General features: G+C 69.7%; 28 protein-coding genes. 16 read left to right on the top strand and 12 right to left on the bottom strand.

Features of this window, described 5'->3' with window-relative positions:
• Nucleotides 1–48 precede the first annotated feature (48 nt).
• Nucleotides 49–987, top strand: a complete 939-nt coding sequence (locus tag DFJ68_RS10730; RefSeq protein WP_121033089.1) for an aldo/keto reductase — start codon at nucleotides 49–51, stop codon at nucleotides 985–987.
• Between the two features lie 15 nt (nucleotides 988–1,002).
• Here the strand turns inward: DFJ68_RS10730 and DFJ68_RS10725 are convergent, their stop codons facing one another.
• Nucleotides 1,003–1,692, bottom strand: a complete 690-nt coding sequence (locus tag DFJ68_RS10725) for an ArsR/SmtB family transcription factor (RefSeq protein ID WP_121033087.1) — start codon at nucleotides 1,690–1,692, stop codon at nucleotides 1,003–1,005.
• A gap of 267 nt (nucleotides 1,693–1,959) precedes the next feature.
• On the opposite strand from DFJ68_RS10725, the gene rplM reads away from it, so the two are divergent.
• From rplM to glmM, 3 genes are all read left to right on the top strand, one after another.
• Nucleotides 1,960–2,403: a 50S ribosomal protein L13 gene (rplM, locus tag DFJ68_RS10720; protein WP_121033085.1), complete on the top strand. Its 444-nt coding sequence runs from the start codon at nucleotides 1,960–1,962 to the stop codon at nucleotides 2,401–2,403.
• 43 nt (nucleotides 2,404–2,446) lie between these two features.
• On the top strand, nucleotides 2,447–2,950 hold the full coding sequence (gene rpsI, locus DFJ68_RS10715) for a 30S ribosomal protein S9 (RefSeq protein WP_121033083.1): 504 nt from the start codon (nucleotides 2,447–2,449) through the stop codon (nucleotides 2,948–2,950).
• Nucleotides 2,951–3,176: 226 nt separating this feature from the next.
• The gene (gene glmM, locus DFJ68_RS10710) at nucleotides 3,177–4,523 is read left to right on the top strand and encodes a phosphoglucosamine mutase (RefSeq protein ID WP_121033081.1); all 1,347 of its coding nucleotides are present in this window, start codon (nucleotides 3,177–3,179) and stop codon (nucleotides 4,521–4,523) included.
• Between the two features lie 34 nt (nucleotides 4,524–4,557).
• Here the strand turns inward: glmM and DFJ68_RS10705 are convergent, their stop codons facing one another.
• The 7 genes from DFJ68_RS10705 to glpX all read right to left on the bottom strand — a co-directional run bounded on the left by DFJ68_RS10705 (nucleotide 4,558) and on the right by glpX (nucleotide 12,503).
• The gene (locus tag DFJ68_RS10705; RefSeq protein ID WP_121033080.1) at nucleotides 4,558–5,091 is read right to left on the bottom strand and encodes a beta-class carbonic anhydrase; all 534 of its coding nucleotides are present in this window, start codon (nucleotides 5,089–5,091) and stop codon (nucleotides 4,558–4,560) included.
• Between the two features lie 44 nt (nucleotides 5,092–5,135).
• Complete coding sequence (locus DFJ68_RS10700) at nucleotides 5,136–6,845, bottom strand: fumarate hydratase (protein ID WP_121033078.1); 1,710 nt, start codon at nucleotides 6,843–6,845, stop codon at nucleotides 5,136–5,138.
• Nucleotides 6,846–6,961: 116 nt separating this feature from the next.
• Nucleotides 6,962–7,825, bottom strand: coding sequence for a carbohydrate ABC transporter permease (locus DFJ68_RS10695; protein ID WP_211333339.1), 864 nt, complete (start codon nucleotides 7,823–7,825; stop codon nucleotides 6,962–6,964).
• Nucleotides 7,822–8,979: a carbohydrate ABC transporter permease gene (locus DFJ68_RS10690; protein WP_245963590.1), complete on the bottom strand. Its 1,158-nt coding sequence runs from the start codon at nucleotides 8,977–8,979 to the stop codon at nucleotides 7,822–7,824. Before DFJ68_RS10690 ends, DFJ68_RS10695 begins: the two co-directional genes overlap by 4 nt.
• Nucleotides 8,976–10,325 (bottom strand): ABC transporter substrate-binding protein, encoded by a 1,350-nt coding sequence (locus DFJ68_RS10685; protein ID WP_338067417.1) that lies wholly within the window; start codon nucleotides 10,323–10,325, stop codon nucleotides 8,976–8,978. The genes DFJ68_RS10690 and DFJ68_RS10685 overlap by 4 nt, the downstream gene beginning before the upstream one ends.
• Before the next feature lie 229 nt (nucleotides 10,326–10,554).
• Complete coding sequence (locus tag DFJ68_RS10680; RefSeq protein WP_121033071.1) at nucleotides 10,555–11,505, bottom strand: PfkB family carbohydrate kinase; 951 nt, start codon at nucleotides 11,503–11,505, stop codon at nucleotides 10,555–10,557.
• A complete protein-coding gene (gene glpX, locus DFJ68_RS10675) occupies nucleotides 11,502–12,503 on the bottom strand; it encodes a class II fructose-bisphosphatase (protein ID WP_121033069.1) in 1,002 nt (333 codons plus the stop codon). Before glpX ends, DFJ68_RS10680 begins: the two co-directional genes overlap by 4 nt.
• A gap of 91 nt (nucleotides 12,504–12,594) precedes the next feature.
• On the opposite strand from glpX, the gene DFJ68_RS10670 reads away from it, so the two are divergent.
• Nucleotides 12,595–13,263: a DUF4245 domain-containing protein gene (locus DFJ68_RS10670; protein ID WP_121033067.1), complete on the top strand. Its 669-nt coding sequence runs from the start codon at nucleotides 12,595–12,597 to the stop codon at nucleotides 13,261–13,263.
• 10 nt (nucleotides 13,264–13,273) lie between these two features.
• Here DFJ68_RS10670 and DFJ68_RS19085 read toward each other — a convergent pair whose 3' ends face one another.
• Together DFJ68_RS19085 and xseA are read right to left on the bottom strand one after the other, a co-directional pair.
• Complete coding sequence (locus DFJ68_RS19085; protein ID WP_121033065.1) at nucleotides 13,274–13,606, bottom strand: exodeoxyribonuclease VII small subunit; 333 nt, start codon at nucleotides 13,604–13,606, stop codon at nucleotides 13,274–13,276.
• Between the two features lie 31 nt (nucleotides 13,607–13,637).
• Nucleotides 13,638–14,912 carry an exodeoxyribonuclease VII large subunit gene (gene xseA / locus DFJ68_RS10660; protein WP_245963589.1) on the bottom strand — a complete coding sequence of 425 codons (1,275 nt, stop codon included), beginning with the start codon at nucleotides 14,910–14,912 and terminating at the stop codon, nucleotides 13,638–13,640.
• Nucleotides 14,913–14,967: 55 nt separating this feature from the next.
• Between xseA and DFJ68_RS10655 the strand changes: the two genes are divergently transcribed.
• Entirely contained in the window at nucleotides 14,968–16,002 is a 1,035-nt protein-coding gene (locus DFJ68_RS10655) for a 4-hydroxy-3-methylbut-2-enyl diphosphate reductase (RefSeq protein WP_121033061.1), read from the top strand.
• A gap of 8 nt (nucleotides 16,003–16,010) precedes the next feature.
• On the opposite strand, the gene DFJ68_RS10650 is transcribed toward DFJ68_RS10655, so the two are convergent.
• On the bottom strand, nucleotides 16,011–17,216 hold the full coding sequence (locus DFJ68_RS10650; RefSeq protein WP_121033059.1) for a DNA recombination protein RmuC: 1,206 nt from the start codon (nucleotides 17,214–17,216) through the stop codon (nucleotides 16,011–16,013).
• A gap of 95 nt (nucleotides 17,217–17,311) precedes the next feature.
• Here DFJ68_RS10650 and DFJ68_RS10645 point away from each other — a divergent pair, with 95 nt between their 5' ends.
• Both DFJ68_RS10645 and ychF read left to right on the top strand, forming a co-directional pair.
• Nucleotides 17,312–18,157: a thioesterase family protein gene (locus DFJ68_RS10645; RefSeq protein ID WP_211333337.1), complete on the top strand. Its 846-nt coding sequence runs from the start codon at nucleotides 17,312–17,314 to the stop codon at nucleotides 18,155–18,157.
• 280 nt (nucleotides 18,158–18,437) lie between these two features.
• On the top strand, nucleotides 18,438–19,523 hold the full coding sequence (gene ychF / locus DFJ68_RS10640) for a redox-regulated ATPase YchF (RefSeq protein WP_121033055.1): 1,086 nt from the start codon (nucleotides 18,438–18,440) through the stop codon (nucleotides 19,521–19,523).
• Between the two features lie 19 nt (nucleotides 19,524–19,542).
• Here ychF and DFJ68_RS10635 read toward each other — a convergent pair whose 3' ends face one another.
• A complete protein-coding gene (locus tag DFJ68_RS10635) occupies nucleotides 19,543–20,616 on the bottom strand; it encodes a tyrosine-type recombinase/integrase (protein WP_121033053.1) in 1,074 nt (357 codons plus the stop codon).
• Nucleotides 20,617–20,782: 166 nt separating this feature from the next.
• On the opposite strand from DFJ68_RS10635, the gene DFJ68_RS10630 reads away from it, so the two are divergent.
• From DFJ68_RS10630 to DFJ68_RS10595, 8 genes are all read left to right on the top strand, one after another.
• Nucleotides 20,783–21,016 carry a helix-turn-helix transcriptional regulator gene (locus DFJ68_RS10630; protein ID WP_211333336.1) on the top strand — a complete coding sequence of 78 codons (234 nt, stop codon included), beginning with the start codon at nucleotides 20,783–20,785 and terminating at the stop codon, nucleotides 21,014–21,016.
• Nucleotides 21,017–21,090: 74 nt separating this feature from the next.
• Nucleotides 21,091–22,128, top strand: coding sequence for a hypothetical protein (locus tag DFJ68_RS10625; RefSeq protein ID WP_147431562.1), 1,038 nt, complete (start codon nucleotides 21,091–21,093; stop codon nucleotides 22,126–22,128).
• 241 nt (nucleotides 22,129–22,369) lie between these two features.
• The gene (locus DFJ68_RS10620) at nucleotides 22,370–23,089 is read left to right on the top strand and encodes a hypothetical protein (protein WP_121033049.1); all 720 of its coding nucleotides are present in this window, start codon (nucleotides 22,370–22,372) and stop codon (nucleotides 23,087–23,089) included.
• Nucleotides 23,086–23,769, top strand: a complete 684-nt coding sequence (locus tag DFJ68_RS10615) for a hypothetical protein (RefSeq protein ID WP_121033046.1) — start codon at nucleotides 23,086–23,088, stop codon at nucleotides 23,767–23,769. Before DFJ68_RS10620 ends, DFJ68_RS10615 begins: the two co-directional genes overlap by 4 nt.
• Nucleotides 23,770–23,834: 65 nt before the next feature.
• Entirely contained in the window at nucleotides 23,835–24,038 is a 204-nt protein-coding gene (locus DFJ68_RS10610) for a hypothetical protein (RefSeq protein ID WP_121033044.1), read from the top strand.
• A gap of 125 nt (nucleotides 24,039–24,163) precedes the next feature.
• Nucleotides 24,164–24,343, top strand: coding sequence for a hypothetical protein (locus tag DFJ68_RS10605; RefSeq protein ID WP_121033043.1), 180 nt, complete (start codon nucleotides 24,164–24,166; stop codon nucleotides 24,341–24,343).
• Entirely contained in the window at nucleotides 24,336–25,052 is a 717-nt protein-coding gene (locus tag DFJ68_RS10600) for a hypothetical protein (protein ID WP_121033041.1), read from the top strand. The genes DFJ68_RS10605 and DFJ68_RS10600 overlap by 8 nt, the downstream gene beginning before the upstream one ends.
• Nucleotides 25,053–25,251: 199 nt before the next feature.
• Nucleotides 25,252–25,938, top strand: a complete 687-nt coding sequence (locus tag DFJ68_RS10595; protein WP_121033039.1) for a recombinase family protein — start codon at nucleotides 25,252–25,254, stop codon at nucleotides 25,936–25,938.
• Nucleotides 25,939–26,029 lie beyond the last annotated feature (91 nt).

Raw genomic sequence — 26,029 nt, 5'->3', positions numbered from 1 at the left:
AACGGATGCCGTGGTGGCTACGTTGGAGGCGTGACCACCACGGCAGACATGACCCATCGGCAGCTCGGCGACAGCGGACTCACGGTCTCGGCCGTCGGGCTCGGCTGCAACAACTTCGGTCGGCGCCTCGACCAGGACGCCACGACCGCCGTCGTGCGGGCCGCTCTCGACGCCGGCATCACCCTCTTCGACACGGCCGACATCTACGGCATGGGGGCGAGCGAGGAGCAGCTCGGGGTCGCCCTGGGCGCCGAGCGCGAGAACGTCGTCGTGGCGACGAAGTTCGGCATGGACATGCAGGGCGCGAACGGCCCCGACTGGGGCTCGCGCGGGTCGCGTCGCTACGTGCGCAAGGCGGTCGAGGCGAGTCTGCGACGTCTCGGCACCGACTGGATCGACCTCTACCAGCTGCACCGTCCCGACCCGCACACCCCGGTGGGGGAGACCCTCGCCGCCCTCGACGAGCTCGTGCGCGAGGGCAAGGTGCGCTACCTCGGGTCGAGCAACTTCACCGCCTGGCAGGTCGTCGATGCCGACTGGGTCGCCCGCTCCGAGGGACGCGAGCGGTTCGTCTCGGCCCAGAACGAGTACTCCCTGCTCGAGCGGGACGTCGAGGACGAGCTCGTGCCGGCGTGCGAGCACGTCGGGGTGGGCCTGCTGCCCTACTTCCCGCTCGCGTCCGGCCTGCTCACCGGCAAGTACCGCCGTGACGAGAAGGCCCCCGAGGGGACCCGGCTCGCGTCGATGGACGACCGCCTGGCCGCCGCCGACTGGGACACCGTCGAGGCGCTGCAGGCCTACGCGGACGCCCGCGACCTGCGCCTCGTCGACGTCGCCATCGGCGGCCTCGCGGCGCAGCCGGCCGTGGCGTCGGTCATCGCCGGGGCGACGTCGGTCGAGCAGGTGGCCGACAACGTGCGGGCCGGCTCGTGGCACCCGAGCCCCGACGACCTCGCCGAGCTCGACGAGATCACCGCTCCCGACTGAGCGGGCGGCCGCCCCTCACGTCGTCGCGTCCACCGGGGGACGGTCGAGGTCGACCGGGTAGGCGAAGTCGTACACCGCGACCCGTCGCGCCCGCGGGTTGCCCTGGCCGACGCGGCGGTAGCGCTGCACGACCTCGCGCAGCTCGGACCGCATCTGCTGCAGCGACTCGGGCGTGACGAGCACCGACGCGTCGTCGACGCCGCAGGCGTCCTGCCACGTCTCGGGCCAGCCGCCCGACTGCTCGAGCCAGTGGTCGTACTGCTCGGCGAAGTGGCGCACGAGGTCGCGCCCGAGCCAGGCGAGGGCCGACTCAGAGTCGTCGTCGAGGTCGTCCTGCTGCCACCAGAGCGAGCGGGCCGGGGCCGACCACACCCGTCGGCGCCCTTTGCCCTCGCCGGTGTCGCGCACGAGGCCCACCGACTCCAGCCGACGCAGGTGGTAGCTCGTCGCGCCGCTGTTCGTGCCGAGCGTCGCCGCCAGCTCGGTGGCCGTGGCCGGACCGGACTCGCGCAGGTGGGCGACGAGGCGCGAGCGCACGGGGTGGGCCAGGGCCGCCAGCGCGTCGGGCGTGAGCGGCGCGGCATCCGTGTCGGCACCGTGCGTCGGGTCGACGGATGCCGTGGACGCCGAGGGCGCCGAGGACGCTGCTGTTCTCGCCGGCCCCCGGGTCCTCGAGGTGTCGTGTCGGGGGTCGCTCGCAGCCATAGTGTGCAGAATACCTGTGCACACTATGGCTGCACCACTGCGGTCCAGTCGGCGGTGCATGCGGTATCTCCGCAGGTCACCACCCCTTTTCGGCCGCCCGCGGCGTGATTTGTTGCGCGGTCGGCCCGTCCGTAGACTTGTGCACTGTTGTGCTGGTCCGGCCGGTGGTGCTTGCCCCCGAGAGGGTGTGGCGACCGCGAACCGGGCCCACCGGCATCCGGCCTCGACGGTCGGCCGACGCTCCACCGAAGAACAGAAGGCAGACCCATGCGCACCTACACCCCGAAGCCGGGCGAGGTCACTCGCACCTGGCACGTCATCGACGCGAACGACGTCGTGCTCGGCCGGCTCGCGAGCCAGACGGCCGTGCTGCTGCGCGGCAAGCACAAGCCGCAGTTCGCCCCGCACGTCGACACCGGCGACTTCGTCATCATCATCAACGCCGAGAAGGTCGTGCTGACCGGCTCCAAGGCGCAGAAGAAGATGGCCTACAGCCACTCCGGCTTCCCGGGCGGCCTCAAGGCGACCTCGTACACCGAGCTGCTCGCCAAGAACCCCGAGAAGGCCATCGAGAAGGCCGTCCGCGGCATGCTCCCCAAGAACTCCCTGGCGCGCCAGCAGCTCTCGAAGCTCAAGGTGTACCGCGGCGCCGCGCACCCGCACGGGGCCCAGCAGCCCGTCCCCTTCGAGATCACCCAGGTCGCGCAGTAAGCCCCCCGGCTGACGCGCTGCTGACCGGAAAGCGACACCCATCATGACTGACATCGCCAACGAGGCCGTGCTCGACACCGACGAGCCCGAGCTGACCGAGTACACGACCGAGACCGACTCGTCGGTCGGCGGCGAGACCCGCCGCAGCCGCCAGGTCTCAACCCCCGGCGCCGCCACCGGCCGTCGCAAGCAGGCCATCGCCCGCGTGCGCATCGTCCCCGGCACGGGTGAGTGGAAGATCAACGGCCGCACCCTCGACGCCTACTTCCCGAACAAGGTGCACCAGCAGATCGTCAAGGAGCCCCTGACGCTGCTCGAGCTCGACGGCTCGTACGACGTGCTCGTGCGCGTGCACGGCGGTGGCCCCTCCGGCCAGGCCGGCGCGGTGCGCCTCGGCGTGGCCCGCTCACTCAACGGGGTCGACGAGGAGCTGAACCGTCCCGCCCTGAAGAAGGCCGGCTTCCTCACCCGCGACGCCCGCGTGCCCGAGCGCAAGAAGGCCGGTCTCAAGAAGGCCCGCAAGGCCCCGCAGTACTCCAAGCGCTGATGCGTCGGCTGGCGCCGAGCGACGAGGTCGCTCACTGCCAGCCTGGCTGAAGCCCGTCACGTCGGCCCCCGAGCACCGCTCGGGGGCCGACGTCGTGTCGGACCACGACGGGTCCGACGCCCCCGGGACCGGGGTTGTATCGTCGTCCGAGCAGTCGGCCCGGGCGCCCGCCCCGGCCCAGCGAACACTGAGCACGGCCCGTCGAGGGCCACCGGAAGGCGTAGGCGTGGCTCGACTCTTCGGCACCGACGGGGTGCGCGGCCTGGCGAACAGGGACATCACGGCCGAGCTCGCGCTCGACCTCTCCGTGGCGGCGGCCCACGTCCTCGCCGAGGTGGGGGAGTTCCAGGGCCACCGGCCCGTCGCCGTCGTGGGCCGTGACCCGCGTGCGTCCGGCGAGTTCCTCTCCGCCGCGACCGTCGCCGGCCTCGCGTCGGCCGGCGTCGACGTGCGCGACGCCGGGGTGCTGCCGACCCCCGCCATCGCCTTCCTCGTCGCCGAGCAGGAGGCCGACCTCGGCGCCATGCTCAGCGCCTCGCACAACCCCATGCCCGACAACGGCATCAAGTTCTTCGCCCGCGGCGGGCACAAGCTCGCCGACGAGCTCGAGGACCGCATCGAGAAGCGCCTGCGCGCCGACTGGGAGCGCCCTGTCGGCACCGGCGTCGGCCGTATCACCCCCTTCGTCGACGGCGCCGACCGCTACGTCGCGCACCTGCTCGGCGTGCTGCCCCACCGTCTCGAGGGCCTCCACGTCGTCATCGACGCAGCCAACGGCGCCGCCGCGGTCGTGGCCCCCGCCGCCTTCGAGGCCGCCGGGGCCCGGGTCACCGTCATCGGGGCCGACCCCAACGGCGAGAACATCAACGAGGACTGCGGCTCGACCCACATCGGTGGACTCCAGCAGGCCGTCGTCGCGGCGGGCGCCGACGTCGGCATCGCCCTCGACGGCGACGCCGACCGGTGCCTCGCGGTCGACGCCGACGGCCGTCTCGTCGACGGTGACCAGATCATGGCCATCCTCGCCGTCGCCCTCAAGGATGCCGGTCGGCTTCGTCACGACACCCTCGTGGCCACCGTGATGTCGAACCTCGGCATGATCCGGGCCCTCGACGAGCACGGCATCACCGTGCTGCAGACCGCGGTCGGTGACCGCTACGTGCTCGAGGGCATGAACGAGGGTGGCTACTCGCTCGGCGGCGAGCAGTCGGGCCACGTCGTCATGCTCGACCACGGCACGACCGGCGACGGGACCCTCACCGGCCTCATGCTCGCGGCCCGCATGGCCGCCACGGGCAGGTCGCTCGCCGAGCTGGCCGCCATCATGAGCCACTTCCCGCAGGTGCTCGTCAACGTCCCCGACGTCGACAAGGCGCGCCTCGAGAGCAGCACCGTCGTGTCCGACGCCGTCACCGCCGCCGAGAACGAGCTGGGCGACACCGGCCGCGTGCTGCTGCGCAAGTCGGGCACCGAGCCCGTCGTGCGCGTCATGGTCGAGGCCGCCGACGAGCAGCAGGCCACGGAGGTCGCGCACCGGCTCGTCGGCGTCGTGCAGGCCGAGCTCGCGCTCTGAGCCCGGCCGCACCCGCCCGACCCGGTCGACGGGCTCAGTCGACGGGCTCGAGCAGGCCCGAGTCGACGTCGTAGAGGAAGCCCCCGACGAGGGTGCCCTCCTTGGTGAGCGGGTGGCTACGCACCCGGGCGAGGTCCTCGCGCAGGGCACGGCGCTGGTCGGTGATGACGCCGAAGCTCATCCACGTCGCGTCGGCGCCGGCGCTCTGGCCCACCCGCTCGCGCAGCTCGGCCTCCGAGTTGGAGGCGACGGCGCAGCGCGTGTGCGGCACGACGAGCACGCGGTCGACGCCCAGCAGGTGCGTCGCGAGCACGAGCGCCTCGAGAGCGGCGTCGGTGACCCGCCCCCCGGGGTTGCGGAAGATCTTCGCGTCGCCGGGGGACAGGCCCAGCATGCCCAGCGGGTCGATGCGCGAGTCCATGCACGTCACGAGGGCGACGCCACGCCGGGCGATGCCGTCGAAGCCGCCGAGGTGGAAGTCGGCCGCGAAGGCGCGGTTGGCCTCGAGCAGGTCGTCGAAGCCGCCGCCCTCAGTGGGGGCCGTCGGGGTCGTCGGGGTCTCGGTCATGCGCACACCTCTCCGCGGCCCGCGGGCCGCAGCTCGGGCCGGGGTCAGAGCCCGGGCCGCTTCTCGATGGTGAAGGCCACGGGCTTGCTCACGTCGGCGAAGAAGTCGTGGCCCTTGTCGTCGACGACGATGAAGGCCGGGAAGTCCTCGACGTCGATCTTCCACACCGCCTCCATGCCGAGCTCCTCGTACTCGAGCACCTCGACGTGGCGGATGCAGTCCTGGGCCAGTCGGGCGGCGGGGCCGCCGATGGAGCCGAGGTAGAACCCGCCGTGGCTCGCGCACGCGTCGGTCACCTGCTGGCTGCGGTTGCCCTTGGCGAGCATGACCTTGCTGCCGCCGGCGGCCTGGAACTGCTCGACGTAGCTGTCCATGCGCCCGGCGGTCGTGGGCCCGAACGAGCCCGACGGCATCCCCTCGGGGGTCTTGGCGGGGCCGGCGTAGTACACGGGGTGGTCGCGCAGGTACTGCGGCATCGGCTCGCCCGCGTCGAGGCGCTCCTTGATCTTGGCGTGCGCGATGTCGCGGGCGACGACGAGCGGGCCCGTGAGCGACAGGCGGGTCTTGACCGGATGCCGTGAAAGCTCGGCGAGGATGTCGTCCATCGGCTGGTTGAGATCGACCTTGACGACGACGTTGCGGCTCGTCGAGCTCACGCCGACCGCGTCGTCCTCGTGGTCGCCCAGGTCGACGCTCCCGGCATCCGGCAGGAAGCGCGCGGGGTCTGTCTCGAGCTGCTCGATGAAGACGCCCTCGGGGGTGATCTTGCCGAGGCACTGGCGGTCGGCCGAGCACGAGACCGCGATGGCCACGGGCAGGCTGGCGCCGTGGCGGGGGAGGCGCACGACGCGCACGTCGTGGCAGAAGTACTTGCCGCCGAACTGCGCGCCGATGCCGAACTGCCGGGTCAGCTCGAGCACCTTCTCCTCGAGCTCGGTGTCGCGGAACCCGTGGGCCGTGGGCGAGCCGGTCGTGGGTAGGGTGTCGAGGTACTTGGCCGACGCGTACTTCGCCGTCTTGAGGGCGAACTCTGCGCTCGTGCCGCCGATGACGATGGCGAGGTGGTACGGCGGGCAGGCCGCGGTGCCGAGCGAGCGCAGCTTCTCGTCGAGGAAGCGCAGCATGGCCCCTTCGTTGAGGATCGCCTTCGTCTCCTGGTAGAGGAAGCTCTTGTTCGCCGAGCCGCCGCCCTTGGCCATGAAGAGGAACTTGTACTGCGCCTCGTGACCGGGCGCGGTGTCGGCGTAGAGCTCGACCTGGGCGGGCAGGTTGCTGCCGGTGTTGCGCTCGTCCCACATCGTCAGCGGCGCCATCTGCGAGTAGCGCAGGTTGAGCCGGGTGTAGGCGTCGCCCACGCCCTCGCTGACGGCGCGCTCGTCGGTGCCGGTGGTCAGCACGTGCTGGCCGCGCTTGCCCATGACGATGGCGGTGCCGGTGTCCTGGCACATCGGCAGCACACCGCCCGCGGCGATGTTCGCGTTCTTGAGCAGGTCGAGGGCGACGAACTTGTCGTTGTTGCTCGCCTCGGGGTCCTCGAGGATGTTCCGCAGCTGCTGCAGGTGCCCGGGGCGCAGGTAGTGGGCGATGTCGTGCATCGCGGTCTCGGTGAGCAACCGCAGCGCCTCGTCGTCGACCTCGAGGAAGGTGCGCCCGCCCGGCCCCTCGACGGTGCGCACGCCCTCGGTCGTCAGGCGACGGTAGGGGGTCTCGTCGGACCCGATCGGCAGCAGGTCCTCGTACTCGAAGCTGGTCACGCGCTCACTCCTCCACACACACGAAATCCCCCCCAGCGTAGTGAACGCCGAGGGGGATGCCGTGTGCGGGCCTCGCGTGGTCCGCGAGGGTGCCGTGGGTGTGCCGCGAGTGGGCGTCAGCCCTTGACGGCGCCCGAGGTCATGCCCCGGATCATGAACCGCTGCAGGGTGAAGAACACGATCATCGGCACGATGATCGAGATGAACGCGCCGGCCGTCAGCAGCTCGGCGCCCTGGCCCTGCGTGCCCAGCAGCTGCTGCAGCTTGACGATGACCGTCGTGTTCTCCGAGCGCAGGAACAGCTTGGCGATGAGCAGGTCGTTCCAGACCCAGAGGAACTGCAGCGTCGCAAAGGCGGCGATGGCGGGGATCGACATCGGGGCCACGAGGCGCCAGAAGGTCTGGAAGTGGGTGCAGCCGTCGATCTTCGCCGACTCGACGACGCTGCGCGGCAGGGTGCTCATGTAGTTGCGCAGCGTGTAGATGCACAGCGGCATGCCGAACCCGGTGTGAAGCAGCCACACCGCGATGTACTGCCCCGAGATGCCGAGACCGCGCGGGCCGAGGAAGTTGAGCATCGGCTGGAACGCGACCTGGATGGGCACCACCATGACGGCGATGATGAGCAGGAAGAAGAACTCCTTGAACGGGAAGTCCATGAAGGTGAACGCGTAGGCCGCGAAGGCGGCGAACATGATCGGGATCAGGGTCGCCGGCACCGCGATGACGATGCTGTTGATGAACCCGGTCGCGAAGTCCTGACCGCCCCAGACGCCCTGGTAGTTGCTCGTCGTCCAGTCGGCGCCGAACGGGTTGAAGATCGCGCTCCACCAGCCGGAGGCGGCCGCGTCGTCGCGGCTGCGGAACGAGGTGACGAGCAGGCCGAGGGTGGGCAGGGTCCACAGCAGCGCGAGGATGGTCATCGTGACCATCGAGAACGGGCTGCGGGGCCGCCCGTCCTTCATGAGCGTGCGGCTCATCGCGAGGCCTCCTCTTCCTTGAAGTGGCGGATCTGGAACCAGATCAGCGGGGTGACGGCGAGGAGCAGCACGACGACGATGGCCGTGGCCTGACCGGCCTCGCTCGCGGCGAACAGCTTGTTGAAGAACAGGTTCGCGATGACGTTCGTGCCGTAGGAGCCGTTCGTCGTGACGTAGACGAGGTCGAACACCTTGAGCACGAGGATGAAGACGGTGACGAAGACCGTGATGATCGTGCCGCGGATCTGCGGGATGATGACGCGGAAGAAGATCTGCACCTCACTGGCCCCGTCGATGCGGGCCGCCTCGAGGGTGTCCTCGGGGACGCCCTTGATGGCCGAGCTGAGCAGCACCATCGAGAACCCGACCTGCAGCCAGACCAGGATGACCATGAGCAGGATCGAGTTGAGCTTCGCCGTGCTGATCTGCAGCCAGGTCTGCGGCTCGCCGCCGAGCCCGACGACGATGGCGTTGAGCAGGCCGGTCTGCGTCTGACCCGGGTTGTTGTAGGCGTAGATCAGGCCCCAGATGGCCGTGGCACCGACGAACGAGATGGCCATCGGCAGGAAGATCAGGCTCTTGGCCACCTTCTCGCCCGTGGCCGACAGCTTGTCGGCCAGCACGGCCACCATGATGCCGAGGGCCACCGTGACCGCCGGCACGATGAGCAGCCACAGCACGTTGTTGACGATCGAGCTCCAGAACTCGCTGTCGCTGAAGATCGTCTTGTAGTTCTGCAACCCGATGTAGGCCGTGCTGTCGGAGTTGGCGAACGAGTAGTTGATGGTCTGGAAGGTCGGGTAGATGAGCATGAGCCCGACGAGCCCGAGACCGGGCAGCAGGAAGGCGTAGGGGATCACGCCTTCGGACAGTCGCTGCGGTAGCCCCTCGACGAACATGTTGAGGAAGAAGAACAGCACCGCGGCGCCGCCGACCCCACCGATGATGGCGAGCAGGCCGATGACGACCTTGTTGCCGAACCACTGCGGGTAGTACCCGAAGGCGAGGAAGAGGTTCGCCAGCGCCCATACGACGACGACCATGCCGAGCAGCCCGATCGCGACCTTGGCCGGGTTGAGCCGCAGGTTCGCCCCGAGGTCGTCGTCGGCGCGCATCTTCTGGCGCGGCGCTGCCGCGCGCACGCTCGTGCTCATGACTTGGGCCAGCTTGCCTCGATGTTGTCGGCCGTCTGCTGCGAGCTCTGCCCGTTCTCCCACTTGACCATCTCGGTCCAGAAGGTGCCCGAGCCGACCGCCTTGGGCATGAGGTCCGAGCCGTCGAAGCGCAGCACGCTCGCCTTGTTGGCGATGTCGGCGATGTCCTTCGTGGTCTGGTTCGGGTAGTTGCTGACGTCGAACGTCTTGTGCGGCGAGAGCCAGCCACCGGCCTTGGCCCACGGGCCGCCGAACTTGTCGGAGGTGAGGAACTCCATGACCTTCTTGGAGTCCTCATCGTTGCCGTTGAAGAGGCCCGCGAGGTCACCGCCGCCGAGGATGGCCTGACCGTCGTAGCCGCCCTCGAACTTCGGGAAGACGAAGATGCCGACGGTGCCGTCGAGGTCGGCCTGGACGTTCTTGGGGTAGAACGTCGTGGCGAAGTTGCCCTGGCGGTGCAGCATGCACTTCGGCGGGTTCTGGAACGCCGGCGTCATCGCGTCGCCGAAGGCCGTGTTGAGCACTCCCTTCGTGCCGCCGAGCACCATCTTCGGGTCCTTGTTGAACTTCGCCGCCTCGTCGAGCGACTTCACGATGCGCTCGTCGTTGAACGGGATGCGATGCGAGGTCCAGTCGTCGTAGACCGACGGGCCCCACATGCGCAGGACGAGCTCCTCGACCCAGTCGGTGCCGACCCAGCCCGTGGCCTGGTCGGACTCCCAGCCGATGCACCACGGCGTGGTCCCGCTCGCCTCGATCTTGTCGGCGACGTTCTTCTGGAGGTCCTGGATCGAGGACGGCTCCTTCTCGTAGCCGGCCTTGTCGTAGGCCGCCTTCGGGTACCAGACGATGCTCTTGACCGCGTTGCGCATCGGGGCACCGTAGACGCGGCCCTTGTAGCGGCCGGCGTCGAGGAACCCGGGCAGCAGCGTGCCCTGAAGCTTGTCGTAGTCGAGGTAGCTGTCGATCGGCTGGATCTTGTTCTGCGCCGCGAACTCGAGCAGACCGCCCGGCTGGGGGAACAGGCCGATGTCGGGGGAGTCGCCCGAGCCGACCTTCTGCTTGATCGTCGTCGTGAAGTCCTGGTCCGACGTGTACTGCACGTCGATGCCGCTGCTCTTCTCGAACTCGGCCAGCGAGGCGTTGAAGTTCTTCTCCTCGTCGCCACCGAAGGCGCCGAGGATGGTGACGACTTTGTCGCCGTCGGCGGTCCCGCCGTCGACGAAGGCGTTGCCCCCGCCGCCGCCGCCCGAGCCGCTGCCGGCGTTCGGGTTCTGCAGACAGCCGGACAGCAGGGCGGCGGTGGCGACGACCGCGCCCCCCGCCATGAGAGCCCGTCTCGGCATTCTGGTCATGGTTGCTCCTCGTCGTCGAGTTCTGCGTCCCCCCGCTACCCGGCGGTACTCGCCGCCCAGGTGCCCCATTCCTACCGCCTCCGGAGGTGGTGGTCCACCGTTGTCGGTGGGGTGGGAGTGACGAAGCCACAACAATGTCGCCATCGGATGCCGGCACGGGCAAGCGGGCGCGGACGGCGCCGCCCCGCGGGCGGGGTCGGGCGGGTTCGGTCAGGCGCCGTCAGGCGAGGTCGGCGCGGCCGGGCGCGTGCGCGCCGGCCCGCTCGACCGTGCGGGCCCCGGTCGTCAGGGCGCGCTCGACGGCGGGGAGCACGTCGTAGAGGGAGGCGGCGCGCAGCGCGGTCCGCGCGGACGGCCCACCGAGCAGACCGGCATCCAGCAGCCCCGAGACGAGGCCGGCCATGAAGGAGTCGCCGGCGCCGACGGTGTCGACCACGGTCACGCCGGGGGCCGGCAGCGAGCGCGACTCGGCGGTGCGCGTGACGCGGACCTGCGCGCCCTCGCCGCCGCGGGTGACGACGAGCACGGCCGGGCCGAGCGCACCCCAGGCGGTGAGGACGTCGTCGACGTCCTCACCGGGGCAGAGCCAGGCGATGTCCTCGTCGCTGAGCTTGACGACGTCGGCGAGGGCGATGGTCGCCTCGATGGTGCGGCGGGCCTGGTCGGGATGGCCCATGAGCGACGGGCGGGCGTTGGGGTCGTACGACACGGTCGCCGTCGCGCGGGCGGCCTCGATCGTGCGTCGCACGGCGCTGCCCCCGGGCTCGAGCACGGCGGCGATGCTGCCGGTGTGGACGTGGCCGTAGCCGCCGAGGTCGGGGACGGCGGCCAGCTGCCACTCGAGGTCGAAGACGTACGTCGCGGCTCCGGTGGGGTCCAAGCGCGCGTGGGCGACCGACGTGAACGGCGCGCCCTGCGAGCCCGGCGTCAGGCGGACCCCGCGGCGCTCGCAGACCTCCTCGATGCGCCGACCGCGCTCGTCGGTGGCGATCCACGTGGCGAGGTCGGTGCGGTGGCCGAGGGCGGCGAGGCCGAAGGCGACGTTGGCGGGGCTGCCACCGACGTGCTCCTGCGTGTCGGTGTCGCTGCCGTCGGGGGCGGGCTTGCTCACGGCGTCGACGAGGGCCTCACCGACGACGAGGGTGGGGGTGCTGTCCGCGGGCGTCGTCACCGGCCGGCATCCATCATGTCGGTGCTGCCGAACCAGCCGGGCCGGTCGAAGCGGTGCTCGCTCTCGATGGTGCGGATGGTGCCGCTGCGCGAGCGCATGACGAGGGAGTTGGTGCGGGCCGACTTCGCGCCGTAGCGCACGCCGCGCAGCAGCTCGCCGTCGGTGATGCCGGTCGCGACGAAGAAGCAGTCGCCACGGACGAGGTCCTCGGTCGACAGGACACGGTCGAGGTCGTGGCCCGCGTCGAGCGCCTTCTGCCGCTCGGCGTCGTCCTTGGGCCAGAGCCGGCCCTGGATGACGCCGCCGGTGCACTTGATGGCGCAGGCGGTGATGATGCCCTCGGGGGTGCCGCCGATGCCGAGCAGCAGGTCGACGCCGGTGCCGGGGCGGGCGGCCATGACGGCGCCCGCGACGTCGCCGTCGACGATGTAGCGGATGCGCGCGCCGGCCTCGCGCACCTCTTCCGCGAGCCGCTCGTGGCGGGGGCGGTCGAGGATCATGACGGTGACGTCGGCGGGGGTCTCGTGCTTGGCCTTGGCGACCCGGCGGATGTTCTCGGCCACGGGGAGGCGGATGTCGACGACGTCGGCGGCGTCGGGGCCGGTCGCGAGCTTGTCCATGTAGAACACGGCCGAGGGGTCGTACATCGCGCCCCGGTCGGCCACGGCCATGACGGCGACCGCGTTGTTCATGCCCTTGGCGGTGAGGGTCGTGCCGTCGATGGGGTCGACGGCCACGTCGACCTCGGGCCCGGTGCCGTCGCCGACCACCTCGCCGTTGAAGAGCATGGGGGCGTTGTCCTTCTCGCCCTCGCCGATGACGACGGTTCCGCGCATGCTGACCGTCGAGATCATGGCCCGCATCGCCTCGACGGCGGCGCCGTCGGCGATGTTCTTCTCACCGCGCCCCACCCAGCGACCGCCGGCCATCGCGGCCGCCTCGGTGACCCTCACGAGCTCGAGGGCGAGGTTGCGGTCGGGCTTGCTGGGGTTCTTCATCGGTCCTCCAGACGCGGTCGAGTGCCCCGCAGCCTAGCGGGGCGCGGTGACGCGGTTTGGTGGCCGTCCGTGGCTGCGCGACGATGGGGTCATGACCCCCGACGCGGCCGACCCGGTGGCGGCAGACCTGCCGACCGACCCGTCGACCTCCGACGCCTCGCGACCCGCCGCGCTGCGGGCGCCGGGTGAGCCCGAGCCCGCCGCCGCGGCGCCCCCGCGCAGCCGCTACTCGATGGGCACGCTGCCGAACATGCTGCGCTCGATGCTCGCCATCGGGTTCTTCGTGCTGCTGCTCGTCGCGCTGGTGCCCCGCATCAGCCAGGTCGACCGACCGGCGATCGACGCCTCGGCCAAGGCGAGCCAGACCGCGGCCCAGACCGGCTGGGCGATCGAGCTGCCCGCAGGCCTCGGGTCCGACTGGACCCCGACCGTCGCCACGTACGCCAAGAGCACCGACGGGGTCGAGACGTTCACCACCGTGTGGAAGGCGCCGGGCGGGGGCGACATCGCCCTCAAGGAGGCGGCCGACGCGACGAACGTGTGGCTGACCCGGTCGGTCGCCGACGGCGCTCGCGAGGGGGAGCGCACGGTCTCCGGTCGCACCTTCGACCGCTACACCACGTCCGACGGCCAGGTCAGCTACGTCGTGCGCGGCGAGGGCGAGAAGGCCCTGACGCTCGTGGCGACCTCGAGCGCGACCGAGGACGAGCTGACCGCGTTCGTCGCGGCGCTGCGCCCGGTCACCCCGAGCGACTCCTGACCGACCGCGCTCAGCGCGCGCGGCCCGTGGCCTGCTCGATCTCGGCCTGGGCGCCGTCGAGCCACTGGGCGCAGTGCGCGGCCAGCGCCTCGCCGCGCCGCCAGAGCCGCATGGAGTCCTCGAGCGGCGCCTGCCCGGCCTCGAGCGTGGCGACGATGCCGACGAGCTCTTCGCGCGCCTGCTCGTAGCGCAGACCCGCGATGTCGGGGAAGGATGCCGGTCCGCCCGCCTCGGGCGCGTCGGTGGCCTCGTCGTCGGCGTCGGTGTCGGCGCGGGCGGCCGGGTCGTCGACGGAGTCGTCGTCGACGGCGGCGTCGGGGCGGTCGGTCGTCTCGCGCGGCATGGGCGTCACCCTACGGCCCCGTCGGTGGGCGTCACGGGCTGCCGGCGGCGCTCGCGGCCGTGGCCGCGGCCGTGGCCGAGGTCACCGGGCGCACGCCGAAGTCGCCGTGGGCGACGCGCACCCGGAGCAGCTCGTCGGGCTCGAGGTCGCGCTGGTCGGTGACGATGCGGCCGTCGGCGTGCTGCACGACGGCGTAGCCGCGTTCGAGGGTCGACTGCGGCGACAGTGCCGTCACCTGGCGTCGAAGGTGCTCGACCTGGTCGAGGGCCCGGTGCAGCCGCACCTGCAGCCGGTCACCGGCGCGGGCCCGCAGGTGGGTCAGCTCCTCGCGGCGGGCGCGCACGACCGCTGTCGGGTCGGCCATGACCGGCCGTGACGTCGTGGCGACGAGGCCGCGCCGCTCGGCGTCGAGGCGACGGCGCAGGGCCGAGCCGATGCGGTCGCGCGAGCCGGTGACGAGGGCGAGCTCGTGGGCGGCGTCGGGCACGACCTTCTTGCCCGCGTCGGTGGGGGTCGAGGCGCGCCAGTCGGCGACGAGGTCGAGCAGGGGCCGGTCGACCTCGTGGCCGATGGCGCTGATGACGGGGGTGCGGGCCTCGGCGACCGCCCGCACCATGGCCTCGTTCGAGAACGGCAGCAGCTCCTCGAGGGCCCCGCCACCGCGGGCGATCACGATGACGTCGACGTCGCGGTCGGCATCCAGCTCGCGGAGCGCCTCGACGACCTCGGTGACGGCGCTCGTGCCCTGCACGGCGACCTCGCGCACCTCGAACCGCACGGCGGGCCACCGGCGTCGGGCGTTCTCGACGACGTCGCGCTCGGCGGCCGAGCTGCGGCCCGTGACGAGACCGACGCAGCGGGGGAGGAACGGGATCGGCCGCTTGCGGTCGTCGTCGAAGAGGCCCTCGGCGGCGAGGGTGCGGCCGAGGATCTCGATGCGCGCGAGGAGGTCGCCGATGCCGACGGGGCGGATCTGGCGGGCCTCGAGCTGCAGGGTGCCCCGCTTGGTCCAGAAGGTGGGGCGCGCCTGCAGCACGACCCGGGCGCCGGGGGTGAGCGGCATCGGCATGGCGCGGACGGCGTTCATCGGGACCGAGACCGACAGCGACATGTCGACGTCGGGGTCACGCAGGGTGAGGAAGGCGGTGCCGCCCCGCGGGTTGAGCTGGACGACCTGGCCCTCGACCCACAGCTGGCTCATGCGGTCGACGTAGTCGCTGATCTTGAGGCTGAGCACCCGGACCGGCCACGGCTGCTCGGCGCTCGTGTCGGCCGCCTTCTCGGGCAGCGGGCCCTGGGTGCTCACCCGCGCCACCCTAGAGGCAGCCGGTGACGGCCACCGGCGCACGTACGATGGGGTCATGACGACGCCAGCCGAGACGACGCCCGCCAAGAAGGTCCTGCTCGCGGCGCCCCGGGGGTACTGCGCCGGCGTCGACCGCGCGGTCGTCACCGTCGAGAAGGCGCTCGAGCTCTACGGCGCCCCGGTGTACGTGCGCAAGCAGATCGTGCACAACAAGCACGTCGTGCAGACCCTCGAGCGGCGCGGCGCGATCTTCGTCGACGAGACCGACGAGGTGCCCGAGGGCGCCACCGTCATCTTCTCGGCCCATGGCGTCGCGCCGGTCGTGCACGAGGAGGCCGCGGCCCGCTCGCTCAAGACCATCGACGCGACGTGCCCGCTCGTGACCAAGGTGCACCGCGAGGCCGTGCGGTTCGCGGACGAGGACTACGACATCCTGCTCATCGGCCACGAGGGCCACGAGGAGGTCGTCGGCACCGCCGGTGAGGCGCCCGACCACGTCACTCTCGTCGACGGGCCCGACGACGTCGACAACGTGACGGTGCGCGACCCCGAGAAGGTCGTGTGGCTCTCGCAGACGACCCTGTCGGTCGACGAGACGATGGAGACGGTCGACCGGCTCAAGCAGCGCTTCCCGGCGCTGCAGAGCCCGCCGTCGGACGACATCTGCTACGCCACCCAGAACCGCCAGCTCGCGGTGAAGAAGATGGCGAAGGACACCGACCTCATGATCGTCGTCGGCTCGCGCAACTCCTCGAACTCGGTGCGCCTCGTCGAGGTCGCGCTCGAGCACGGCGCCCGCGCCGGTCACCTCGTCGACTACGCCGACGAGCTCGACGAGGCCTGGCTCGAGGGGGTCTCGACGGTCGGAGTCACCTCGGGCGCGAGCGTGCCCGAGGTGCTCGTGCGCGACGTGCTCACGTGGCTCGCCGAGCGGGGCTACGCCGACGTCGAGGCGGTCGTCGCCGCCGAGGAGACGCTGCTCTTCTCGCTGCCGACCGAGCTGCGACGCGACCTCAAGGCCCGCAAGGGCGAGGACGCCGGTCAGGTGCGTCACGACGCCGCGTTCGAGGACGCCGGCTCGCTCCACTGACGGGTTGATCAGCCGGTCGCGTCGCGTCGAGCCGGCTCGGGGCGCTGCTCGTCGAGGAAGGCGGCGTCCCGTTCCTCGCGCCCCAGGCCGTCGACGAGCTCGGCGGCGCTGAGCGGGCGCACCCCGACCTCGAGCGGCGACGGTGACGTCGGTGCCTCAGTGGCGAGGTGCAGCTCGTGCAGGCGCCGGGCGGTGACGAGCACCCGTGACTCGAGGGTGCCGACGAAGCGGTTGTACTGCTCGACGGACCGGGTCAGCGACGTGCCCATGGCGGTGACGTGCCCGCCGAGCGTGCCGAGCCGGTCGTGCAGGTCGCGGCCGAGGGCGAGCAGGTCGCGGGCGTTCTGCTCGAGGGCGTCCTGCTGCCAGATGGCCCCGACCGTGCGCAGCACGGCGTAGAGCGTGCCGGGCGAGGCGAGCACGACCTTGCGTGAGAGAGCGTGCTCGTAGAGGCCCGGGTCGTCCGAGAGGGCGGTGGCGAGGATGGCCTCGCCCGGCACGAAGCAGACGACGACCTCGGGCGAGCGCTCGAAGGCCGACCAGTACTGCTTGCCGGCGAGCGACTCGACGTGTCGGCGCAGCGCGGTGGCGTGGGCGCCGAGCAGCTCGGCCCGCTCCTGCGGCGAGACCGTGTCGCCGTGCGCCTGCAGGAAGTGGGTCATCGGCGCCTTGCTGTCGACGACGACGTGCCGACCACCCGGGAGGTTGACGACGGCATCCGGCCTCACGCGGACACCGTGACGGCTGACCGCGCTCACCTGCTCGTCGAAGTCGCAGCGCGCGAGCAGGCCCGACAGCTCGAGCACGCGGCGTAGCTGCACCTCGCCCCACGCCCCGCGCACCGTCGAGGCGTTGAGGGCGGTCGCGAGCGAGGAGGTCTCGTGGAGCAGCGACTCGGTGCTGCGGCCGACGGCGGTGAGGCGCTCGCCGAGCTCGCCGTACTGCTCGACCCGGTCGCGCTCGAGGGTGACGACCTGCTGCTCGACCCGGCCGATGGTCTCGCGCAGAGGGCCGAGCAGGGCCGCGGTGGCGTCGTCGGCCTCGCGCCCGCCCTCGAGGTCGGCCACGCGCTCGCGCATCACGCTGACCTCCGCCTCGGCCGCCGCCGCGCGCACGCCGAGCGAGGCCCGGGCCCACGACCACGCCACGAGCGCGCCGACGAGCAGGCCGAGCAGCGCTGCGACCAGCCCGGTGGCGACGGGTGAGGTGTCCATGGCGACACCGTCGCAGAGCCCACCGACAGCGCCGGAGAGCGACACGGCGCGACACGGCGCGGGCCATGTCGCCCGCCTCTGCTAGACCTGTCGCCGTGAGCGAGTACGACGACGCGGTGACGGTCCGGCGCGGCACCGAGCCCGGGCGGCACCACGGGCGCTTCAGCGACGACTGGGTCATCGGCAACGCCGTCAACGGCGGCCTCGTGATGGCCTCTGCCCTCACCGCCCTGGGTCACCGGCTGCGGCACGACACCGACGAGCACACCGATCACCTCGACCCGGTCGCGATCTCCGCGTACTTCCTCACCGCGGCCCGCCCCGGGCCGTTCACGACCGCCAGCGAGGTGGTCCGGCGCGGGCGCACCCTCTCGACCGGCCAGGTGTCGGTGCACCAGCCCGGTGCCGACGGTGTCGTCGTCGAACGGATGCGCGCCCTCGCCTCGTTCGGCGACCTCGAGGGGGCCGAGCTCGAGCGCGAGGCCGCAGCGCCCGAGATGCCCCCGCCCGAGCGATGCCTCTCGGCGCAGGACGCCCCACCGTCGTTCCTCGCGCAGATGCGCTTCCTCGACCGGCTCGACCTGCGCCTCGACCCCGCCACGGCGGGGTGGGCGGCCGGCCGGCCGTCGGGGCGGGGCTCGATCCGGGGCTGGCTGCGGATGCGCGACGACAGCGAGCCCGACCCGACCATGCTCGTGCTGGCCCTCGACGCGCTTCCGCCCGTCGCCTTCGACCTCGGCTTCCAGGGCTGGACCCCGACGCTCGAGTTCACCGGTCACGTGCGCCGTCGTCCGGCCCCCGGCTGGCTGCAGGTGGCGCTGACCAGCCAGAACGTCGGCGGCGGGCTCATGGAGGAGGACGCGACGGTCTGGGACGCGACGGGCCGCCTCGTGGCCCAGTCGCGCCAGCTCTGCGGCTACCGCGACCGCCCTTCCCGCTGACAGCTGCACCGACCGGCTGCGGCGGTCGCCGGCAGGGCTGTAGCCCATCAGCCGGCAGATCAACTGGCGGATCAGCTGGCACCCGGTGCTGCCAGGGCGACACCGAATGTCGGTTGATCGGCCAGTTGATCGCGCTCGCACCCGCTGGGCCGGGGGCCGCAGGGCCGGTGCGGGGGCCGGTGACGCGGCCCACCGCGAAGGAGGGCGGCCCGATCGACCGGGCTCTCGGGCATCCGGGCTGGTCGGGGGAGGGCGTGCGGCCAACTAGACTCTTGCAACCGTGGCACTCACCATCGGAATCGTCGGTCTCCCCAACGTCGGCAAGTCGACCCTGTTCAACGCGCTGACGAAGAACAACGTGCTCGCCGCGAACTACCCGTTCGCGACGATCGAGCCGAACGTCGGGGTCGTGCCGCTGCCCGACTCGAGGCTCGGTGAGCTGGCCTCGATCTTCAACAGCGAGAAGATCCTCCCCGCGACGGTGAGCTTCGTCGACATCGCCGGCATCGTACGCGGCGCGAGCGAGGGGGAGGGGCTGGGCAACAAGTTCCTCGCCAACATCCGCGAGGCCGACGCGATCTGCCAGGTCGTGCGCGCGTTCGAAGACGGCGACGTCGTGCACGTCGACGGCAAGGTCAGCCCGGCCAGCGACATCGAGACCATCCACACCGAGCTGATCCTCGCCGACCTGCAGACCCTCGAGAAGGCCGTGCCGCGCATCGAGAAGGAGGCGCGGATCAACAAGGACCGCAAGGCCACCCTCGAGAACGCGCTCGCCGCGCAGAAGGTGCTCGAGGAGGGTCACACGCTCTACGGCCACGGCGCCGCTGCGGGGGTCGACCTCACCGAGGCCAAGTCGCTCGGGCTGCTGACGACCAAGCCATTCATCTACGTGTTCAACCTTGACGAGGACCAGCTCGCGGATGCCGCGTTGCACGAGTCACTGCGCGAGCTTGTCGCGCCCGCCGACGCGGTGTTCCTCAACGCGAAGCTCGAGATGGACCTCATGGAGATGGAGCCCGACGAGGCGCTCGAGATGCTGCAGAGCTTCGGCGCCGAGGAGTCCGGGCTCGACCAGCTGGCCCGGCAGGGGTTCCACACCCTCGGGCTGCAGACGTACCTGACGGCCGGCCCGAAGGAGTCGCGCGCCTGGACCATCGGCAAGGGTTGGACCGCCCCGCAGGCGGCCGGCGTCATCCACACCGACTTCCAACGCGGCTTCATCAAGGCCGAGGTCGTCAGCTTCGACGACCTCGTCGCCGCCGGGTCGATGAACGCGGCCAAGTCGGCCGGCAAGGTGCGCATCGAGGGCAAGGACTACGTCATGGCCGACGGCGACGTCGTGGAGTTCCGCTTCAACGTCTAGTCGAGCGCGTCTGCCCAGGTCAGACGGCGTGTAGCTTCCTCGTGGTCCGCAACGAGTCCGCAAGGAGCTCAGCCGCCGCCTTGCGGGTTCGGTCCTCGGCGGTGGGCCAGAGGTGCGAGTAGCGGTCGAGCGTGGTCGTTGCCTTGGAGTGTCCGAGCGCCCGTTGCACCGTGACGACGTCACAGCCGGCGGCGATGAGTCCGCTTGCGTAGAAGTGCCTGAGGTCGTGGAGTCGGTAGGAGACGCCAGCACGCTTGCACGCCGTCCGCCACCAGTGACCGACAGTGTTCTGGTGGGGCGGGTTCTCGCCGTCGTCGGCGAACAGCCACTCCGTACGACCTTTCGCGTCCACGAGTTGAAGCAGCATCGAAGTCAGGCTGTCAGGGATGAACACAACTCTCTCCGAGCCAGCCTTTGGTGACTTGATCTCGACGGACCCACCGCGCTCCCGCTGAACCTGTCGAGTGACCGAGAGGACGCCCCTCTCTGCGTCGATGTCGGTCGGCCTCAGAGCTGCCGCCTCGCCAAGGCGAAGCCCCGCGAAGGCGCAAACGGCGATGAAGGCAGAGTGCTCGGATCGCTCCAACAAGCGCCCCACGACTTCGGTCGAGGGGATGGACATGCTCGCTTCCTTGCGGCGAGTGCGGGGGAGCGTGACGCCGATGCTGGGGTCACGAGGGATCACCTGGTCCGCGACGGCAGCGCGAAGCACGGAACGTACATTCTGGGCTCGGGTCTTGATGGTTCCGGGGGCCAGGTCTCGTTCGGTCATTGCCTTGACCCACCCCTCGAAGTGGGACCGGCGCAAGGAGCTCAGCCGCACGTCTGGGAAGGACCCTGCGGCCAAGTCCATGGGTCTTCTAGTTCCAGTAGCCCACACCTGACGCTCTGCCCACGAGTCGTAGAACGTCATGAAGCTGATCGCTCCCGCCCGAGGGTCGACGTACTCACCTCGCACGATGGAGGCTGTCACGGAGTCGAGCCATCGCTGGGCATCGACTTTTCGCTCGAAGTGGCGAGCGTGCTCGTGCTGGCTCTCGTCTCGGTACCGAGCCCGCCACTTGCCGTTGGGGCGCTTCGTGATGCTGGCCATTGTCCGCCTTCCGTCGATTGGATCGTACCGGCATCCGGATGGCGAGGGAGAAGCGTACAGGTGCGCACATGTTAGCGAGTACACGCTTTTGGCCCAATCCATGTGATCTGGATCACATAACGGGTCAAAAGTGATACCTTTTCGGCGGTCCCGCGTTCCTACCAACGTGAGCAACGAATTTTCGAACACTGCACTCAAGTCCACCTTCAACACTCCGCTCCTGACCACCGATGAGGTCGCCGCGCTCTGCCGCACCGTGCCTGCCACGGTTCGCTACTGGCGTCACGTCGGCACCGGCCCACAGGGCTTCAAGGTCGGGCGGCGTGTGCTGTATGCGTCGGATGACGTGAGCACCTGGCTTGAGGGCCGTCGCGTCGCTGACGGTGCTGTGGCTCGCTGATGCCGGACACGCTCGGGCCCACTGCGCCAACTGACAGGCAGCGGAACACCCCAAAATCTGCCCAGTCCGGCACGGTGGGTGTCGACACCATCGCCCTTCGAGGCCGAGTCCATCCGGACACCCTGGGATCGCTGCCCAGACAGCGCATCCGGCGGGATATAGACGTTGTCACGGGTGCGGCGCATGAGACCGAGACTTCGGCTGAGGTGTGGGTCGCGGACGGCGTCATGATTCGTGCCGACCACTGGCGCGGACGGCCCGAGGTCATGCTGGAGTGCTCGGTCCCGAACCTTCTCTATGGGGACAACACCGTCGCGGCTCCCGTTGCAGAGGTGCAGTCAGCGGTCGAGGATCTGTGGGGCCTCGTGGGCGAGCACGTCCAATGGGAGTGCGAGCCCGAAGACCTCACCCTTATGCGTCTGGACGTCGTCCGTGACTTCCAGGGAGTGACCCAGGCGAACGCCCACCTCGCAGGACTCGCCCGTGTACCGGCGCAGCGAGCGGCCACGCACGGCTACATGTCCTCCAAGTCTCCTGGCGTCCAGACCCTTTATCGCGAGACGGGGCGGTGGCAGGCGAGGCTGTACCTCCGTTCAGCGCTCTATGCGGGTTCGCGCGAGGGGGCTTCCTCAGACGTTGCTTCGCACGCGCAGCAGGAGAGGCTTGCGCACGCCCTCGAGAACCAGGACCGACTTCGGTACGAGTTGCAGCTCCGACGCCGCGGCCTCGAGGAGGAAGGCGTGGCATCCGTTGGGGAACTCAGTCCTACGAGGTTGTGGACCTTGGCGGAGAGATACTTCCACCGGTGCCGGTTCGGCACCCCCGTGGGCTCCGTTCGGCAGAAGACGCTGGTCGCCGTCGGTGAGTTGATTGCCTCGAAGCCGGCGAACCATGTGCGAGCGATGTTGGGGCAACTGTGGCTCGACGCGCTCATGCCTTCTGCGTTCGATGGCGCCACTGTCACGAAGTACCGAAACGAGGCAAAGAACCTCGACCTCTACGCAAGCGAACTGGTAGACCCTTGGGGCGTTGGACCTCTAAGGGCGCTGGACTTCGATGCCGGGGCAATCGTCGAACTGGCCCATGTGGGTGTGGTTTCTGCGGCGCCCTAACGCGCGCGCACGCCCGAAGAAGTGTGCAGCAGCTAACGACCTGGGGGCGAAGTCGGAGCCTTGTCCGCCAACTCCGAGCCCTCTACTCATGACACGTGCTGCTTCTCCGGATGCTTTGCGAGTGGTCACATGCCGATGCGAAGCGAGCGCACTAGCCCTGACTTGCACCCACCACAGCTGCTTCCGGGGACCCCGGCGCAGGGTGTCAGCGTCGCTGGTTGATCTGGGGCAGAATCGGTCAGTGGCGACTAAAGGAAAGCAGAAGGACCCCAACCGGTGCGATCGGCTAACGCTGAAGGCCGAGACCAAGCGGCGTCTCTGGGCCGAGTCTGGCGGGTACTGCCAGCGGCCGGACTGCCGGAGCTTCCTGTTCCCTGACGATGGTGACATTGACTTCGCGGAGATGGCGCACATAGTCGCAGCTACAACCGGCGGCGCCCGGGATGTCCCTAAGGAGCAGATGTCGGAGGCAGACCGGGCCCATCACTCCAACATCGCGGTCTTGTGCGCCAATTGCCATACCTGGGTTGATAAGGACCCAGTCAACCATCCGGTGCAGTTGATGCGGGCATGGAAGGCTGGGCACCGAAGCGACCTTGAGCGGGCGCTGGGCACCCCCCGGTTCTTGGACAGGCAGGCCGCGCGCGCCTACATCGAACCGGTTATCGCCGAGAACCAAACGATCTTCGAAACCTACGGCCCCTTGGACGATGACTTCTCCGACGATCGCGCGCACCAGTGGCGTACCCACGCTGTTCGGCGGCTGGTGCCGAATAACGCGAAGCTCGTTCGCGCCCTCGCGGTTAACCGACACCTGCTGACACCCGAGGAGCGGTCCACCGCGGACAAGTTCTCCCTGCATCAGGATGAGTTTGCCGCCCGTCATGTTCTGGGCGACTATGCGACTGGGACCTCTAGGTTCCCGGAAGGAATGGACGAGATCCTTAAGGACGATGAATGACTCTATGCGACTGGATTGGCGAGCGGCTACACGAGGACAACTACGGACGCCCCACCGGCGTTACCGAAGTCATCACTGAAGGACCGAACAGCCTCAGGGCGATCCGCGAAGACCTCCCGCCCGCGGCCATCTACTGTGCTGAGCCCAACATCGCCCGAGTGTTCACCCCCGACGATCTGGATGCCGCGTTGGAGGAGATGGCTGACATCCAGTTCGTCGTCGTGACCAAGGCCACAACCGTCACTAGCCCTACATACACCAAGGCTGACGCGCTCGGCATCGCAGTCGGCGGGCTCGGCACGCTGCAGGACGCGTTAGGCCGCCTCCCAGACGTCGGAGCTTACAAGTCAAAGAACCACGAGTATGTCCAACGACGGCTGAGCATCAACCGCAACATCGAGGCCTGGCGACGCGTCGGGTACGACGCTTACGAGATTGAGCGACCGGGCGGCCTGCGGAACTTGGTCATCATCACCCTGAACCCGTACGAAGTCACCCAGGAGGAGGTCTACCGCCTCATCGAGGCTTACCCCGAGATCGATGTTGATGCCCTTGTTAACACGAACTCAAGCTGTCATGGATTCTCACGTGCGACGCTTGATGCCGTCTCTCACGCCGGGGTCGAGATCACGACCTTCCCAGAATTCCTGTCCTCGCTGCGGGACCCGTGGGAGAGCTAAGAGGTTGGCCACAGCTCGATCGACTATGCCAAGTCGTTAGGAGGCACCCACGAGTCGAGCTGTGGGTGTTCGGGTCGGTCCTGACGAGTCTCACGCCGGCTGACCTCGACGTCCTGCTCTTGTACCAAGACCCTGCGGACATCAAGGCGATCCGGTCGGTACGCGCGTGGGACGACGAGAGCCCGCCTATCAACATCATCGCGATGACCCCACAGGAAGAGAGCGACTACGCGTTCATCCGCGGTACACGAGCCCAGCGCATGGTGTGACGCCGGATAAGACTCTTGCTGACGCTTCGGTAGCCTCTGCGGCTATTCGGATCCGCGCCACCGCGCAGTCGTGGCCGATGAGCGTGTCAACCTGCGCTGTCGGACCTTGGGCTTACCGTAAGTGCATGACCGCAATCGACCACCCCACTCGGGCCGAACTGCGCGCGCAGATAGATGCCATCCTCGCCCGTCTCGGCCTGACGTTCGACGAGTTGAGGCGCATGGCCGCGGCCGGTGAGTTGGTCGGCGAGGAGTGGGTCGCGTGGGCCGAGGTTGAGGAACTCGGTTATCTCCTCGATGAATGAGCCTGAAGCGTGGCTCGAGTCCGAGGCCCGCTCGTTCGCGGACAAGGTTGGTGGCCTCTTGCGCAGAACCCTCCCGCAAGCCCCGAACATGCGGGTTTCGGTGCTGGGGTCGAAGCTCTGGATCCGGCCGGACGGGCAGACCCTGGACGAGAACGGACGGGAGCGTGGCGGGGTCCCGTTGCACGTCAGGGGTGTGCCTCTCGCGTGGCTTCGGGTGACCTACTCGTGCAGGCCCGACAGCACGGGGAGATACCTCGCGGTAGACGGGTCAAAGTTCTGGATCGTCTCGACCAAGGACCGTAGCCCTTTGATCCGGTTCGAGTACGAGTATGAGGCGCGGACGACTCCGCACTCACATATCCACGTGCACGCCGAACGGGGCACGCTCTCGCACCTATTGACGCGAACTCGGCGCGCCAAGGCGCACGACATGTCAGCACTCCACCTGCCAACCGGGGGAAGCCGGTTCCGGCCCGACCTCGAAGACGTGATCCAGTTCCTCATCACCGAGTGTGGGGTTGACGAGGTCGCGGGGTGGAAGGCAGCGGTCGATGAGCGGCGTGCGGAGTTCAGGGTGATCCAAGCGCGCGCCGTAGCTCGGGCGATGGCGCGTGAGACCGCGGAAGAACTGCAAGCGCTCGGGTACACGGTGCACCCGCCCAAGGACGGCGAGCCCGAGTTGGGCCGCAAGGCGCGCTTCGCTTGGTGACGGCGTCTGAAACCGCTTCACTCACCGCCGGTGGACGGCTCAATACTCGCTCATCCCGCTGGGGGAGCGGGTCGGTATGCGCACCTGACACGGTTGAGGCCGTGGAACTGCACGCCGGCGCAGTGTTCCCTGAAGCTGCGACGCAGGGTCGTTTTACGAAAAGGGTTCCTTTTCGTAAACCGAGGAGCATGCTCCGGACATGGCACGTACGCGCATCGCCCGATCTCGTCCTCTCGCCTTGGCCTACGTTCGTGTGTCGACGGCCGAGCAGGCCACCGAAGGCGCGAGTGTGGATGCCCAGCGGGCTGCCCTAGGTGCGGAGGCGTTGCGCCGGGGTTGGGACTGCGAGGTGGTCGCCGACGAGGGATTCAGTGCTAAGGACCTGAGGCGCCCTGGCCTTGCGTCCGCACTAGAACGACTGGACAGTGGGGGAGCGGATGCCCTCCTCGCGGTGCGTCTTGACCGTGTGTCCAGGTCCGTCGCCGACTTCGCGGGGCTGCTCGCACGCGCCAAGAAGCGGTCCTGGAGGATCGTTCTGCTGTCCCCGAACCTCGACACCGAGGATCCCGCCGGCAAGTTCACGGCGCATGTGCTTGCGGCCGCTGCCGAGTACGAGCGTGATCTCATTGGAGCAAGGACACGGGAGGGCATGGCTCAACGCCGTGCAGAAGGCGTTCATGTCGGCCGGCCAAGAAGCGTCCCGCTGAACGTCGTTGAGCGAATCGTGCTGGACAGGGCCAACGGCAGCACGTTGAAGCAGATCGCCCAGCGCCTCACGGATGAGGGCGTGCCCACGGCCCGCGGGGGAGTGTGCTGGTCGCTCTCCTCCGTGCAGGGGATATTGAATTCGACGGCCGGTCGTCGAGTCGCAGGACCGCACGCCTGAGCATTAGCAATGGACTGCAGCCTGCCGGGCAATCTTCCACCGGCGAAGGATGGTTGGGCCCCCCTTCCCACTTCTTCACGACCCACCCCCC

This window comes from Terracoccus luteus, assembly GCF_003635045.1.
Taxonomy (GTDB): domain Bacteria; phylum Actinomycetota; class Actinomycetes; order Actinomycetales; family Dermatophilaceae; genus Terracoccus; species Terracoccus luteus.
This window is presented reverse-complemented; position numbering and strand designations above follow the sequence as displayed.